13 protein-coding genes and 1 riboswitch are annotated in these 13,321 nt (G+C 74.6%); of the genes, 2 read left to right on the top strand and 11 right to left on the bottom strand.

The window, feature by feature from the left end; translation table 11 throughout:
• Positions 1-78: 78 nt before the first annotated feature.
• Both DFJ68_RS17925 and DFJ68_RS17920 read right to left on the bottom strand, forming a co-directional pair.
• Positions 79-840 carry a (Fe-S)-binding protein gene (locus DFJ68_RS17925; RefSeq protein ID WP_276330715.1) on the bottom strand — a complete coding sequence of 254 codons (762 nt, stop codon included), beginning with the start codon at positions 838-840 and terminating at the stop codon, positions 79-81.
• The gene (locus DFJ68_RS17920; protein WP_121034899.1) at positions 837-2,675 is read right to left on the bottom strand and encodes an L-lactate permease; all 1,839 of its coding nucleotides are present in this window, start codon (positions 2,673-2,675) and stop codon (positions 837-839) included. Before DFJ68_RS17920 ends, DFJ68_RS17925 begins: the two co-directional genes overlap by 4 nt.
• 125 nt (positions 2,676-2,800) lie before the next feature.
• Here DFJ68_RS17920 and DFJ68_RS17915 point away from each other — a divergent pair, with 125 nt between their 5' ends.
• A complete protein-coding gene (locus DFJ68_RS17915; protein ID WP_121034898.1) occupies positions 2,801-3,559 on the top strand; it encodes a FadR/GntR family transcriptional regulator in 759 nt (252 codons plus the stop codon).
• 38 nt (positions 3,560-3,597) lie between these two features.
• On the opposite strand, the gene DFJ68_RS18585 is transcribed toward DFJ68_RS17915, so the two are convergent.
• From DFJ68_RS18585 to DFJ68_RS17895, 5 genes are read right to left on the bottom strand one after another with little or no spacing between them, the layout of a single operon-like run.
• Complete coding sequence (locus DFJ68_RS18585) at positions 3,598-4,200, bottom strand: hypothetical protein (protein WP_211333421.1); 603 nt, start codon at positions 4,198-4,200, stop codon at positions 3,598-3,600.
• Positions 4,201-4,260: 60 nt separating this feature from the next.
• Positions 4,261-4,869 carry a histidine phosphatase family protein gene (locus DFJ68_RS18580; protein ID WP_211333420.1) on the bottom strand — a complete coding sequence of 203 codons (609 nt, stop codon included), beginning with the start codon at positions 4,867-4,869 and terminating at the stop codon, positions 4,261-4,263.
• On the bottom strand, positions 4,870-5,376 hold the full coding sequence (locus DFJ68_RS17905; RefSeq protein WP_147431646.1) for a hypothetical protein: 507 nt from the start codon (positions 5,374-5,376) through the stop codon (positions 4,870-4,872).
• 52 nt (positions 5,377-5,428) lie between these two features.
• Entirely contained in the window at positions 5,429-7,882 is a 2,454-nt protein-coding gene (locus tag DFJ68_RS19015) for an ATP-binding cassette domain-containing protein (RefSeq protein WP_121034896.1), read from the bottom strand.
• A complete protein-coding gene (locus tag DFJ68_RS17895) occupies positions 7,863-8,474 on the bottom strand; it encodes an ECF transporter S component (RefSeq protein ID WP_121034895.1) in 612 nt (203 codons plus the stop codon). The genes DFJ68_RS19015 and DFJ68_RS17895 overlap by 20 nt, the downstream gene beginning before the upstream one ends.
• A gap of 72 nt (positions 8,475-8,546) precedes the next feature.
• Positions 8,547-8,661: riboswitch (TPP riboswitch) on the bottom strand.
• Between the two features lie 134 nt (positions 8,662-8,795).
• Between DFJ68_RS17895 and DFJ68_RS17890 the strand changes: the two genes are divergently transcribed.
• On the top strand, positions 8,796-9,299 hold the full coding sequence (locus tag DFJ68_RS17890; RefSeq protein ID WP_121034894.1) for a DUF4235 domain-containing protein: 504 nt from the start codon (positions 8,796-8,798) through the stop codon (positions 9,297-9,299).
• 86 nt (positions 9,300-9,385) lie between these two features.
• Here the strand turns inward: DFJ68_RS17890 and DFJ68_RS17885 are convergent, their stop codons facing one another.
• From DFJ68_RS17885 to hutI, 4 genes are all read right to left on the bottom strand, one after another.
• Entirely contained in the window at positions 9,386-10,039 is a 654-nt protein-coding gene (locus DFJ68_RS17885; protein WP_121035514.1) for a response regulator transcription factor, read from the bottom strand.
• A 50-nt stretch (positions 10,040-10,089) separates the two neighbouring features.
• Positions 10,090-11,286, bottom strand: a complete 1,197-nt coding sequence (locus tag DFJ68_RS17880; protein WP_121034893.1) for a sensor histidine kinase — start codon at positions 11,284-11,286, stop codon at positions 10,090-10,092.
• A 118-nt stretch (positions 11,287-11,404) separates the two neighbouring features.
• Positions 11,405-11,809: a VOC family protein gene (locus DFJ68_RS17875; RefSeq protein ID WP_170165828.1), complete on the bottom strand. Its 405-nt coding sequence runs from the start codon at positions 11,807-11,809 to the stop codon at positions 11,405-11,407.
• Positions 11,810-12,100: 291 nt separating this feature from the next.
• Positions 12,101-13,318 (bottom strand): imidazolonepropionase, encoded by a 1,218-nt coding sequence (gene hutI / locus DFJ68_RS17870; RefSeq protein ID WP_211333419.1) that lies wholly within the window; start codon positions 13,316-13,318, stop codon positions 12,101-12,103.
• Positions 13,319-13,321 lie beyond the last annotated feature (3 nt).

Below are 13,321 nucleotides of genomic sequence, written 5' to 3'. Positions count from 1 at the left end.
AGGTGGCCGACGTGCGCTGCACCGGTCCACCCACTGTCAGGCCGGCCGTGTCCGACTGTGCCGCATGGCTTCTCGTGGTCACGCGACGTCTCCTTCAGTGGACGCCAGTACCTCGGCGAGGTGCAGGCGCCTGACGGTCGAGCCGCGACGGCCGAGGATGCCGCCGATGTGGGCGAGGCAGGAGTTGTCACCGGTGACGAGCACCTCGGCCCCCGTCTCGAGGACGTGGTCGGCCTTGTCCTGACCCATGGCGACCGACACGTCGGCGTTCTTCAGGGCGAAGGTGCCGCCGAAGCCGCAGCACTCCTCGGCGCCCGGCAGCTCGACGAGCTCGATGCCGCGCACCGCGCGGAGCAGCTGCAGCGGGCGGTCGCCGACGCGCAGCATCCGCAGGGAGTGGCAGGTCGGGTGGTAGGTGACGCGGTGCGGGAAGTACGCCCCGACGTCGGTGACGCCGAGGACGTCGACGAGGAACTCCGACAGCTCGAACACCGTCGGGCGGACGGCCTCGACGCGGCTCTCGAGGTCCGGGTCGCCGGCCAGCCTGGTGATCATCGGGTGCTGCTCACGGACCGAGCCGACGCACGAGCCCGAGGGTGCGATGACCGCGTCGTAGCCCTCGAAGACGTCGACGAAGTGCTCGACGAGCGGCGCCGCGCGGCGCGCGTACCCGGTGTTCGTCAGCATCTGGCCGCAGCAGGTCTGGGCCATGGGGAACTCGACCCGCACGCCCAGGCGCTCGAGTAGTCGCACCACCGCCTTGGGGGTGCCGGGCCACATCGTGTCGTTGAAGCACGTGGCGAAGAGCGCGACCCGCAGGTCGGCGGCGACGGCGCTCACGGGAGCATCCACGACAGCACGGTCGACTGCAGCCCGACGAGCAGGCACATCGCGAGGACCAGTCCGATGCTCCACGGCAGCACCTTACGGAGGATGTCCGACTCCCGCCCGAGCAGGCCGACTGCGGTCGCGGCGATGGTGAGGTTCTGCGGGCTGATCATCTTGCCGACGACGCCGCCGGAGGTGTTGGCCGCGACGAGCAGCGTCGGGTCGATGCCGGCGCCCCGGGCCGCGGTCTGCTGCAGGGTGGCGAAGAGGGCGTTGGCGCTGGTGTCCGACCCGGTGACGGCGGTGCCGAGCCACCCGAGCAGCGGGCTGAGGAAGGCGAACGCCGCACCGGTGCCGGCGATCCACGTCCCGATGGTGATCGTCTGTCCCGAGAGGTTCATGACGTAGGCGAGGGCGAGCACCGAGGCGACGGTGAGGAAGGCGAAGCGCATCTTGGTCGCCGTCGCTGCCATCTCGGCGGCGAGGCCCCGCACCCCGACGCCGTAGACGAGGGCGACGACGAGCGCACTGAGCAGCAGCATCGTGCCGGGCGAGCTGAGCCAGGCGAAGGTGAAGGTGGCGGACGTGTTCGGCGTGCCGCCGCTCGTGAGCACCTCGCCCGCGAGGCCCGGCCACGGGATCTTGACGTCGGTGCCGGCGAGCCACGTCTTGACCGCCGGCACGAGCTTGCCCACGGCGAACACGGCGATGACGAGCAGGTACGGGAACAGCGCCAGGCCGATGCAGCCGGGGGTCAGTCGGGAGGCACGGCCGTCGAGGTCGTCACGGCCTTCGTCGGCGTCCACCGCGCGCGGGGCTGCGGCGGCGACCGTGCCCGCGCCCGGGTCACGTCCGGCGCCCGCCGGCTCACCGGCATCCGCAGAGTCACGGAGACCGGCACCGGCACCGACGAGGTCACGCTCGCGCTCCCGGTCCAGCGAGACGAGCGCCTCCTCCCGTCCCGACGGCTGCCACACCCTCAGGAAGAGGACGGCGGCAGCGAGGGCGACGAGCGAGGCGACGATGTCGGTGAGCTCGACCGACAGGAACGTGGCGCTGAACCACTGCGCGACCGCGAACGCGGCGCCCACGACGACCGCGAGCGGCCACACCTGGCGCACGCCGCGTCGTCCGTCGGCCATGAGCACGAGCAGGAGCGGCACGAAGAGGGCGACGACGGGGGTCTGGTGACCGACGTAGGCGCCGATCTCGGCGTAGGGGATGCCGGTCAGCGTGCCCGCCGTGATGATCGGGGTGCCGATGGCACCGAAGGCGACGGGCGCCGTGTTGGCCAGCAGCACGACGGCGGCCGCCCGCAGCGGCGAGAAACCGACGGCCATGAGCATGACGCCCGTGATCGCGACCGGGGCGCCGAAGCCGGCGAGCGCCTCGAGCAGCCCGCCGAAGCAGAAGGCGATGATGACGGCCTGGATGCGGGGGTCGTCGGAGATGAGGTGGAAGGTCGCCCGGAGGTCCTCGAACCGGCCGGAGCGCACCGTCACCTGGTAGAGCACGATCGCGGTGAAGACGATCCACATGATGGGGAACAGCCCGAAGGTCGCACCCTCGGACGCGGCGAGGAGGGCCTGGCCGGCCGGCATCCGGAAGGCGAGGACCGCCACGACGACGGCGACGGCGACCGCGCTGAGCCCGGCCCAGTGCGCCTTCCACCGCAGCAGCCCGAGGGTGACGAAGACGGTGAGCAGCGGCAGGGCGGCGACGAGGGCCGACAGGGCGAGGCTCCCGGCGACGGGGTCCAGCTCGGGCCGGTAGGCGGTGGGCCAGGTGGGTGCCAGCAGCGGGCCGACCAGCGGCGTCAGCGCGGGCGAAAGCAGTGGTGGGGTCATGGCTTCTCCAGGGAGGACACGTCGGTGGGTCGAGCCGGGATCAATGGTCAGACCATTTGTTGAGCGCTGAGGTTACGAGCCGCCCGGTGCCGGCGTCAAGAGGTCTGACCATTTACGATGACGACGTGAGCGACGCCCCCGCACCGGACCCCGGCGACACCCCGGCCGTCCCCTCCCCCCGGGCCGCGTCCTCCGGTCTGCGCGCCTACGAGGTCGTGCTGCAGTGGGTGGACGAGCAGATCCTCGGTGGGCACCTGCGGGTGGGCGACCAGCTGCCGGCCGAGCGTGAGCTCGCCGCCTCCCTGGAGGTGAGCCGCTCGGCGGTGCGCGAGGCGGTGCGCACCCTGCAGGCCCAGGGCGTCGTCCGCTCGGCCGTCGGAGCCGGGGCGGCCGGGGGGACGACCATCACCGCGGTCCCCTCCGACGCCCTCGCCCGACTGCTGCGGCTGCACGTGGCCCTCGCCAACTTTCCCCTGCCCGACGTCATCGAGGTGCGAATCGCCCTGGAGCGGTTGAGCGTCCGCCTCGCCGCGACCAGCGCCGGCCCGGCCGACCTCGACCGTCTGCGCACGCTGCTCGACGTCATGGACGACCCGGACATCGCGCGCGAACGGTTCAACGACCACGACACGGAGTTCCACGTCGCCATCGCGACGTCCGCCGGCAACCGGGTCGCGACCGATCTCACCGTCGCCATCCGCGAGTCGATGCGGCTGCCCATCCTCGACCGCTTCCGACGCCTCGACGAGTGGGACGACGTCGTGCGCGAGCTGCGTGACGAGCACGCCGCGATCTTCGCCGCGCTCGCCGCCGGCGACGCCGCCACGGCGCAGCGCCTCATGGAGGCGCACATCCGGTCGGCGTGGCGGGCCATCGACCCCTGACTCCGGGATGTGGAGCGGCCCGTCAGCTCAGGCTGCCGTCAGTGGAACAGGCACCCGACGGCCGAGCCGGTCGAGGTGCCGACCAGCCGGTCGGGTAGCGCCGACAACGAGCGACCCGTGACGACGACGGTGACGACGCGTCCGGGCTGACCGACCACGCCCCGCGTCATCGTGGCCAGCGTCGTCGGACCACCCTGCCCCGACGGCGTGCCCGCGAGCCCACCCGACGCCGCCACGTCGGCATCCGACGCCCTGGTCCACCCGAGGGCGGTGAGGGCGCCGACGAGCTCGGCGGCCGACGGTCCGGTCGAGGGCGGGTAGGTGCGGGTGACGGTGCCGTCGGAGCCGTCGCGGCAGGGCGGCACCTCGCTGTGCTGGAGGTAGAACAGGCCGCGGTCGACGAGCTCGACGTCGCCGGCGAGCTGGTCGTACGCCGCCACGTCGTCGACGTACTGGCGGTTGCCGACCAGCCAGAGGCCACCCGTCGCGACCGCCAGCAGGAGCAGCGTGACGAGGGCGCCGACGAGCCGCGGACGACGGGGGGAGCGCCGCCTCCGACCGCCCGTGGCGCGCGGGTCGCCCGTGACGTCACTGAAGTCGGTGTCGTCCTCGTCGTCGTCACCGAAGGCCGAGACTGGCATCCCGACAGTGTGCCCTGCGTCGCCCCCGCGGGAGGGCCTCGGCGCGTGCCGACGAGCGGGTCAGGCGTCGACGACCGGCTCGTCGCCCCACGCGACGAGCCCCCAGCCGGTCGACGGCTCGTGCTCGAGCGTGACGACGAGGGTGTTGTCGAGGTTGCGGGTGGCGAAGAAGTCGGTGCCGAGGCCGAAGGTGGCCGTCGTCCAGCACCGGATGGCGGCGCCGTGGCTCACCGCGAGCGCCGCGGAATGGCCGTCGCCGGCGATGCGCAGCAGCGCGTCCTCGTAGCGCTGCATGAACTCGACCCCGGTCTCGCCGCCGGGGATCCGCTCGGTCGGGTCGTCGCCCCAGCGGGTGACCGCCTCGACGAACGGCATCCAGTCGTCGGTCATCTCCCAGTCGCCGGCCTGGATCTCGCGGAGCCCGTCGACCACGACGACGTCGAGCCCGAGCGACTGGGCGAGCGGGGTCGCCGTCTGCCGGGCCCGCACGAGGTCGGAGGCGTAGACCGCACCGAGGTCCTCACCGGCGAGCATCGTCGCGACCCGCTCGACGAGGTCGCGGGCCTGCTGCCGCCCGAGGTCGGTGAGGTCGGCTCCGGGGGCGGCGGTGTCGAGCAGCCGCCCGACGTTGGAGGCGGTCTGGCCGTGGCGGGTGAGGTAGAGGCGCACTCAGTCATCCTCCTTGACCGTCGCGCCGGTCAGGCACTCGACCCCGGTCGACGGTCCCGTCCAGAACGCGTCGGCCGTGACGGGCGCGGACGCCCCCGCCGCGAGCGGCACGACGATCTCCTTCGAGACGAGCTCGCTCGAGTCCGACGTGCGCACCACCGCGACGGCGACGGTGAACTCGTGCGCGTCGGCGTCGGAGTTCGTCAACGTGGCGGTGAAGCTCCACGTCCGACCCGTCGCGGCGCACGTGACGTCGGTGAGGCTCTGCGAGGCGTCGAACAGCCCGCCCGGCCCGGCCGCCGAGACCGGCGCGCTCGGCGTCGACGTCTCGGGCGGGTCGGCGGTGAGGGTGGGCTGCACGGGCACCTCGACGGTCGGTGCCACCGTGTCGTCGGGGTCGCCCGCGGTCGGCTGTCCACAGCCCGACAGGGCGAGGATGCCGGTGAGCAGGGCGAGCGCGGGCACCGTGGCCCACCCGCTGTCCCTCCTGCCACGCCGTCGCGTCATCGTCATCGCTCCCGTCCGTCCCGTCGACGGCGTCATTGTGCCGCCGGGCGGCTCAGAGCCCGAGCAGGCGCGCGGCGACCGCCGTCGCGACGACGAGCAGCCCGCCGATGACGACGACCGTGTCGGCCCGCCGCCACGGCGCGGCCCCGGCCCACGTGCGGCGGCGGGCGTCGGCGAAGCCCCGGGCGTCCATGGCCAGGGCGAGGGCCGCGGCCTGGCCCAGGGCGCCGATGAGCAGGCCGGCGGTGACGACGACGGCCTCGCGCCCGCGCCCGACGACGCGGGAGAGCCGGCCGCCGTGGTCGGGCCGCACGCCACGGACCCGTCGCGTCGTCATCAGCTCGGACCACAGGGCGTCGAACGACTGGAGGCGCTGCAGGGCCGCGGTGGCGGCGACCACGGGCCGCGCGGGGAGGCGCACGCGCTGGGCGAGGTGGTCGCCGAGCCGGTCGGGGTCGACGTAACCGAGCACGAAGGCGGACGGCACGACGAGACAGAGCACCCGCAGGGCGGCGCCCGCGGCGACCTCGAGGTCGCGCCCGCCGAGCAGCCACGCGGACCAGGCGACGCCGACGACGGCCAGGCCGGCCGGGGCGAGACGTCGCGCCAGCCCGGACAGCCGACCCTGCGGCGCCCGCGTCTCCTCCCCCACCTCCCCCCGTCGAGAGGCCACTTCCCGACGCCCCTCCCCCGACACGAGCTGGCCTCTCGACGGTGAGGGGCGGTGCCGGGGGCGGGGGGCGAGCAGGCCGACGAGGCCGAGCGCGACCTCGACCCCGAGCACGGCGAGACCCTGGCGCCACGAGTCGAGCAGGGCCGGGAGCGGCAGCACGCACAGGGCCGCCACGAGCAGCGCGAGCGGACCCGCGTGCGCGAGCAGGGTCCGGCGCTCGGGCAGGTCGGGCGCGGTCGGCGCCGCCGGGCGCTCGACGCGCACCGTGCGGTCGGCCCGGGCGACGACGCCCTCGTCGTGGGTCGTCACGACGACGGCGGCCCCGCCGCGCCGGGCGGCGTCGAGCAGGCCGGTGACGGCAGACCACGTGAGCCGGTCCTGCCCTACCGTCGGCTCGTCGGCGAGCAGCAGTGCGGGCCCGTGCAGCACGGCCGAGGCGAGGGCGAGCCGCCGCTGCTCCCCGCCCGACAGCAGTCGCGGGTCCACGCCGGCGAGGTGGGCGAGGCCGAGGGTCTGCAGCAGGACGTCGGCCCGCCGGGCGCTCTGCTCCGCGTCGAGGCCGAGTGCGCGGGCGGTGACGAGCACGTCGTCGCGCACGGTCGACCCGACGACGGCCGTGGCCGCCCGCTGCGGCACCCACGAGACGACCCGGGCGAGGTCGCGTGACGGCCAGTCGTTCACGTCGGCCGTCGCGGCGCCGCCCCGCCCAGCGCCTCGCGTGGCGGCGCGCCCGTCCCGGTCGGGCGACAGCCCGTCGGCCAGCGTCACCTCGCCACGCGCCGGACTCGCGAGCCCGCCGACCGCCGCCATGAGCGACGACTTGCCCGCCCCGCTCGGCCCGACGAGGGCCACGGACTCCCCGGCGGCGACGTCGAGGTCGGTGTCGCGCACCGCCACCACCGAGCGCACGTCGAACCCGAGCCGGGCCCCGCGGTGCTCGACGGTCACCCCGCGGGCGCTGACGACCACCTCGCCTGAAGGGACGTGCCCGGTCGCCACCCCGTCGAGGGGGGTGAGGTCGACCGGCAGCGGCTCCGGGTCGGCCCGGCCGGGCACCCAGATGCCCTGGGCCGTCAGCTCGTCACCGCGCTCGGCGAGAACGACGGCCGGGTCGCCGTCGGCGACCACCGCGCCCCGGGCGTCGAGCACGACGAGCCGGTCGGTCAGGCCGACCCAGCCGTCGAGGCGGTGCTCGACGACGACGAGGGTCAGGCCCCGGCGCCGGCACACCTCCTCGACGGTGCGCCGCACGGTCGCGGCCGAGACCGGGTCGAGCATCGCGGTCGGCTCGTCGAGCAGCAGCAGGCCCGGCGCCATGACGAGGGCACCGGCGAGCGCGAGCCGCTGCGACTCACCGCCACTCAGGGTGTGCGGCGGGGCCTCGAGCGGCAGGTCGAGGTCGACCTCCGCGAGCGCGGCGGCCACCTGTGCCGGCATCCGGTCGCATGGGGTCGAGACGTTCTCGAGGCCGAACGCGACGTCGCGGCCCACGGAGGAGGCGACGACCCCGGCGCCCGGGTCCTGCAGCACGAGGCCCACCGCCCCCGGTCTCGACTGCGGCGGCGCACCGTCGACGAGCACCTCCCCCGACAGCTCACCCGAGTCGGCGGTGAGCAGCAGGCCGGCGAGGCCGCGTAGCAGGGTCGACTTGCCCGAGCCGCTCGGCCCGGCGAGCAGCACGCGCTGCCCGGGTTCGACACGGAGGTCGAGCCGCTCGAGCACCGGCCGGGTGCGCCCGAAGGGGCGCCACGTGAGGGCACGCACCTCGACGAGCGCGCCCCCACCTGACGGCCCGCCGAGGGGCGGTGCGAGCTCAGACGAGCTGGCGCTCACGGATCTCCTGGCCCGGCGGGAACGGGTTGAGCGCGCCCGAGCTGGCGAGCGCCCTCGTGATGCCGACCGCGAGCAGCGAGCCGAACACGGCGACCGAGCCGCCGAGCAGCAGCAGGTAGGCGATCTTGTAGCCGAAGCCCCAGTCGGTCCAGTACGAGTACCACTCGTAGACGGCCTCGAGCGCGCCGCCGAGGAAGCCACCGAGCAGCAGCGGCGCCCACCGGTAGACGGCGTAGCCGAACGCGGCGAAACCGAGCTCGACGCCGAGGCCCTGGACGAGCCCCGAGACGAGGGTCGTGATGCCCCACTGCGTGCCGATGAGCGCCGAGACGACCGCGGCGAGCGTCTCGGTGAACAAGGCCGCGCCGGGGCGGCGGATGACGAGGATGCCGACGATGCCGGCCACGAGCCACGGCCACGCGAACAGCGCGCTGAGCGGCGGGAAGCCGGCCGACACGGCGTTCGAGGGGGCCTGGTACACCAGGCCCCACGCCCAGAACGCGACGCCGAAGGCGACGCCGAGGAAGGCGCAGGTGAGCAGGTCGATAGTGCGCCAGCGCATGAGCGGGCCTGACGCGGTGATGTTCTTCATGTCTCTCTCCCGGGTCCGATGGATTCCGGGGGAGGCCACACCGAGGCACGCCGCGACGGCGTGACGGGTGTGGCCTGAGAAATACCGACTTCCTTCGCCGGTGCTAACCGGAGCAGGTTCGAGGGTCTGCGGCGTCGGGTCGACGTGCCGCACTCTCAGCGCAAAGGGCGCTCCCCTGTCGTGATGGGTGGTACGTGTTCAGTTGTGCCGGCGGGTCGTTCGCCGTCGTGGCGACGCGGATGCCGGGTGGTCCAGGGTGGTACGTGGTGGTGCCGGTGGTGCGGAGATGACTTTACCCCCGGCGCATGGCAGATTCGCGGCATGGCTCCCCTCGGCATCCGCTCGCGCAAGGCCCGCCCCGCCGGCCGTGACGAGAAGACCCCTGCGCCCGTCAAGACCTCTCCCCTCGGCGGGGCGGTGTGGAAGGTGCTGAGCATCGTCGCCACCCTCGGTGCCAGCCGCCTCGCGACCCTCGTCGCGACGAAGGGCTGGCAGGCCGTCACGGGCCGGCCGGTCCCGATCCAGGGCGACTACGAGAAGGAGCGCACGCGCGACGTCGTCGCCTTCACCGCCCTGTCCGCGATGCTCGTCACCGCCGCCCGGATCGCCGCCGAGCGCAAGGCCGCCGACTACTACCGGCAGTCGACCGGTCACCTGCCCAAGGCGCTCGTCGACGCGCGCCCCAGCCGCAAGCAGCGCCGCGCCGCGCGCCGTCTCGAGAAGGCACGCAGCCGTGCCGGTCGCGCCGTCGAGCGCGCCACGTCGGCCGTCGGCAGCACCGCCAAGGACACGAAGGATGCCGTCGCCGGTCGCCTCCCGGGCTGAGGCGCGGCTCCGCCCGTCCCGGCCTCCTCGAGGAGGCCCGGGAGCGGTGTGCGGGGCGTCAGCGGTGGGGCGTCAGCGGTGGGGCGTCAGCGGTCGCCGATGCGCACGAGGCCGGTCTCGTAGGCGAGCACGACCATCTGCACGCGGTCGCGCAGCCCGAGCTTGGACAGCACGCGGCCGATGTGGGTCTTGACGGTGGCCTCGGCGACGAACAGCGCCGCCGCGATCTCGCCGTTGTTCAGGCCCTTGCCGACCGCCTCGAGCACCTCGAGCTCGCGCTCCGTGAGCACCTCGAGCCGCTCGCGTCCGGCGGTGGCAGGCTCGGCGAGCACGGGCAGGAAACGGTCGAGCAGGCGCTTGGTCGGCCCCGGGGCCACGACGGCGTCGCCGGTGTGCACGGCCCGGATGGCGGACAGCAGCTCGGCCGGGCCGGCGTCCTTGAGCAGGAAGCCCGCGGCCCCCGCCTGCAGCGCGGCGAAGACGTACTCGTCGAGGTCGAACGTGGTCAGCACGAGCACCTTGGGGTGCGGCGGCCGGCCCGACAGGATGCGCCGGGTGGCCTCGATGCCGTCGAGGCGCGGCATCCGGATGTCCATGAGCACGACGTCGACGGCGCGGCCGCGCAGGCCGTCGACGGCCGCCTGACCGTCGGGGGCCTCGGCGACGACCTCGAGGCCGGGCTCGGAGTCGAGCACGAGCCGGAAGCCGGCCCGCACGAGGGCCTGGTCGTCGACGATCATGACGCGGACCGGCCCGCTCGGGTCGTCGCTGACGTCGGCGGTCGGGTCGCTCACAGCGGGCTCTCCTCGGGGACGGGGATGGTGGCACGGACCTCGAAGCCGCGGTCGGCCGCGGGGCCCGCGGTCAGCGTGCCGGCGTGGACGGCGACCCGCTCGCGCATGCCGTGGATGCCGTGGCCCCGTCCGTCGGACGTGGCACCGGCGCCGAGGCCGTCGTCGACGACGGCGATGCGCACGAGGCCGGGGGCACGCTCGACGAGCACCCGGGCCCGGGCGGACGGCCCGGCGTGCTTGATGATGTTGGTCAGGGACTCCTGCACGACGCGGTAGGCGGCGAGGTCGACCGGCAGCGGCAGGGCGGGGCCGGGTGCGTCGACGTGCAGCTCGACGGGCACCCCTGCCCCGCGGACCCGGTCGACGAGCTCGCCCAGCTGGTCGAGGCCGCCGCGGGGGGCGAGCTCGGCACCCGACTCGGGGTCGCGCAGCACCCCCACGAGGCGACGCGTGTCGCCGAGGGCGTCGCGGGCCGTGGCGCCGATGGTCTCGAGGGCGGAGAGGGTGAGGGCGCGGGCGTCGTCGGGCCGGCGCTGGGCGGCGAAGGCGGCGCCGTCGGCCTGGACGACGATGACCGACAGGGCGTGGGCCACGACGTCGTGCATCTCGCGCGCGATGGCGGCCCGCTCCTGCTGACCGGCGAGGCGCAGCTCCTGCTCCCGCTCGCGCTCGACCGCCTCGGCCCGCTCGCGCAGGTCCTCGAGCCGCTGCAGCCGCGCGCGCTTGAGGTCGCCGAGGGTCCACGCCGCGACGGCCGCGGCCAGCAGGGCGAAGAACGTGAAGGCGAGGTAGGTGAGGCTCGACTGGCCGTAGCCGACGTAGCCGAAGAGGAGGGTGGCGACGAGCGCGGCCAGCACGGCGACGCCGAGCCCGGCGAAGCGCACGGGGCGTCGGCGCGGGACGTAGGCCGACAGGGAGTAGAGGGCGACGAGGAACGACAGGTCGCCCGGCATGATCTCGCGCACGAGCAGCGCCCGGACCGCCAGCGACAGGCACACGACGGTGAAGACCGTCACCGGCTCGGTGCGCCGCCACACGAGCACGAGCGGCGCCCCGGAGAGCAGCAGCAGCGGGAGGAAGGACACCCGGTCGAGCAGGCCCCCGAAGGTGAGCAGGGCGACGAAGCCGGCCACGGGGACGTCGAGCAGCCAGGGCCGGCGCTGCAGCCAGTCGTAGACGGAGCCCTCACGCACGCCGCGAGCCTACGGGGGTTCGTGGCTGCGACGCGTCAGACCGTGGTCGCATCCGGATGCCGCGGGGTCCCCCGTGCGGAGCACCTCGGTCGCCCCGCGTCCCGACCCGTCGGCCGACTCAGGTGGTCGTCACGAGACAGAACGGGTGGCCGGCGGGGTCTGCGAAGACCCGGTATCCCTCCCCGCCACCAGTGAGTCGGGTCGCACTGAGAGCGAGCACAGCCCGCTCGGCGGCGTCGAGGTCGGGCACCCGGACGTCAAGGTGGCGGTACTGCGGCCGCGGCCCCGTCGGCCATGTTGGCGGTTCGTGGTCAGCGACCCGGGCGAACGCGAGGCCCGGTCGGTCCGCGGCGTCACCGATGACGACCCAGTCGGGCGTGTCCACGACGCGCACCATGGTCAGCAGCGACTCGTAGAAGCGGGCGAGCCTGTCGGGGTCCGCGCAGTCGACCACGACACCGTGAAGAACCCCCACACCGACGGGGGTTGCATCGGAGCGCGCGAGGTCGGCCTCGGTATCCATCAGGTCATGCTGCCCCGGACGTCTGGTGGTTTCCAGTCCCTCCTGTGGCTGAGGCGGCGCAGAACTCGCGGTCGCCTCGCTTCCCGACCCGGCCGCGTCGGGTGGGGTCGGGTCGGGTCGGGTCGGGTCGGGTCGGGTCGGGTCGGGTCGGGTCGGGTCGAGGTATGAGGTCGCGGCCCGGCGCGACGAGCCACCTCCACCCGACCGAGACCGAGGCGGGTCGAGGTAATCAGTCGCGGCCCGGCGCGACCTTCTACCTCGACCCGGTCGAGGCAGCAGACTGCGCGGTGGTCAGCCGGGCAGCGACAGGGCCGAGGCGATCGGCACCCCGGCCCGGTAGGCGAGGTGCAGGTGGCTGGGCGCGTCGAGCACGGCCAGCTCGGCCGGCATCCCCGGTGCGACGCGGCGGTCGAGGCCGAGCGACCGGGCGGCCACGGCCGTCGCGGCGTGGAGGGCCTCGGCGGGGGTCATCCCCATCTCGCGCACCGCGAGGGCGATGACGAACGGCATCGACGACGAGTAGCACGTGCCCGGGTTGCAGTCGGTCGCCAGCGCGACGTCGACGCCGGCGTCGATGAGCCGGCGGCCGTCGGGGTAGGGCGAGCGGGTCGAGAACTCGACCCCGGGCAGCAGCGTCGCCACGGTCGTGCCGCGCGCGCCGACCAGGGCGTCGACGTCGGCGTCGGTGAGGAACGTGCAGTGGTCGACGCTCCGCGCGCCCAGCTCGCAGGCCAGGGCGACGCCGGGGCCGGGGGCGAGCTGGTTGCCGTGCACCCGCAGGGCGAGCCCGGCGCGCCGCCCGGCCTCCAGCACCGTGCGGGCCTCGTCGCCGTCGAAGGCGTGCGCCGAGGCCGGCTCGCAGAAGACGTCGACGTTCTCGGCCAGCGCGGGCCCTCCCCCGGCCACGACGGCATCCAGCATCGGGCCGGTGACGAGGTCGACGTACGCCCCTCTGTCGTGGGCGAACTCGCGCGGCACGACGTGGGCGCCCAGCAACGTGGTGTGGGGGGTGACCTCGCGCGCGAGGCGCAGGGCCCGCAGCTCGTCGTCGACGGTGAGCCCGTAGCCGGTCTTGATCTCGACCGTCGTCGTGCCCTGGGCGCGCATCTCGCCGACCCGCGCGGCCACGAGACGGCGCAGCTCGTCGTCGCTCGCGGCGCGCGTCGCGGCGACGCTGACGGCGATGCCGCCACCGTCGTAGGTCTGCCCGGTCATCCGCGCGGCGAACTCGACCGAGCGGTCACCGGCGAAGACGAGGTGGGTGTGGCTGTCGACGAAGCCGGGCACGACGGCCCGGCCCGCGAGGTCGTGGCGTCCGTCGGCCGCCGGGGCGTGGGCGGCAGGTCCGACCCACTCGACCAGACCGTCCCGCACGACGACGGCGGCGTCGCGCACGAGGCCGAGCAGCCGGTCGCCCGCGTCTGCGTGCAGGTCTCCCTGCGCGGGGTCGTTCGTCACGAGCTCACGGATGCCGGTCAGCACCGTCGCGCGGCCCGTGCCGTCGGTCACCGG

The sequence above is a fragment of the Terracoccus luteus genome, from assembly GCF_003635045.1.
GTDB classification, from domain to species: domain Bacteria; phylum Actinomycetota; class Actinomycetes; order Actinomycetales; family Dermatophilaceae; genus Terracoccus; species Terracoccus luteus.
Note: the sequence above shows the minus strand (reverse complement) of the source record. Positions and strands in the feature narration are given on the sequence as shown.

What these genes read in the sequence shown, in the direction of transcription:
- DFJ68_RS17920 (WP_121034899.1), bottom strand. Translation starts at nt 2,675, where the DNA reads ATGACCCCACCACTGCTTTCGCCCGCGCTGACGCCGCTGGTCGGCCCG.
- DFJ68_RS18585 (WP_211333421.1), bottom strand. Translation starts at nt 4,200, where the DNA reads ATGCCAGTCTCGGCCTTCGGTGACGACGACGAGGACGACACCGACTTC.
- DFJ68_RS17905 (WP_147431646.1), bottom strand. Translation starts at nt 5,376, where the DNA reads ATGACGCGACGGCGTGGCAGGAGGGACAGCGGGTGGGCCACGGTGCCC.
- DFJ68_RS17895 (WP_121034895.1), bottom strand. Translation starts at nt 8,474, where the DNA reads ATGAAGAACATCACCGCGTCAGGCCCGCTCATGCGCTGGCGCACTATC.
- DFJ68_RS17890 (WP_121034894.1), top strand. Translation starts at nt 8,796, where the DNA reads ATGGCTCCCCTCGGCATCCGCTCGCGCAAGGCCCGCCCCGCCGGCCGT.
- DFJ68_RS17885 (WP_121035514.1), bottom strand. Translation starts at nt 10,039, where the DNA reads ATGATCGTCGACGACCAGGCCCTCGTGCGGGCCGGCTTCCGGCTCGTG.
- DFJ68_RS17875 (WP_170165828.1), bottom strand. Translation starts at nt 11,809, where the DNA reads ATGGATACCGAGGCCGACCTCGCGCGCTCCGATGCAACCCCCGTCGGT.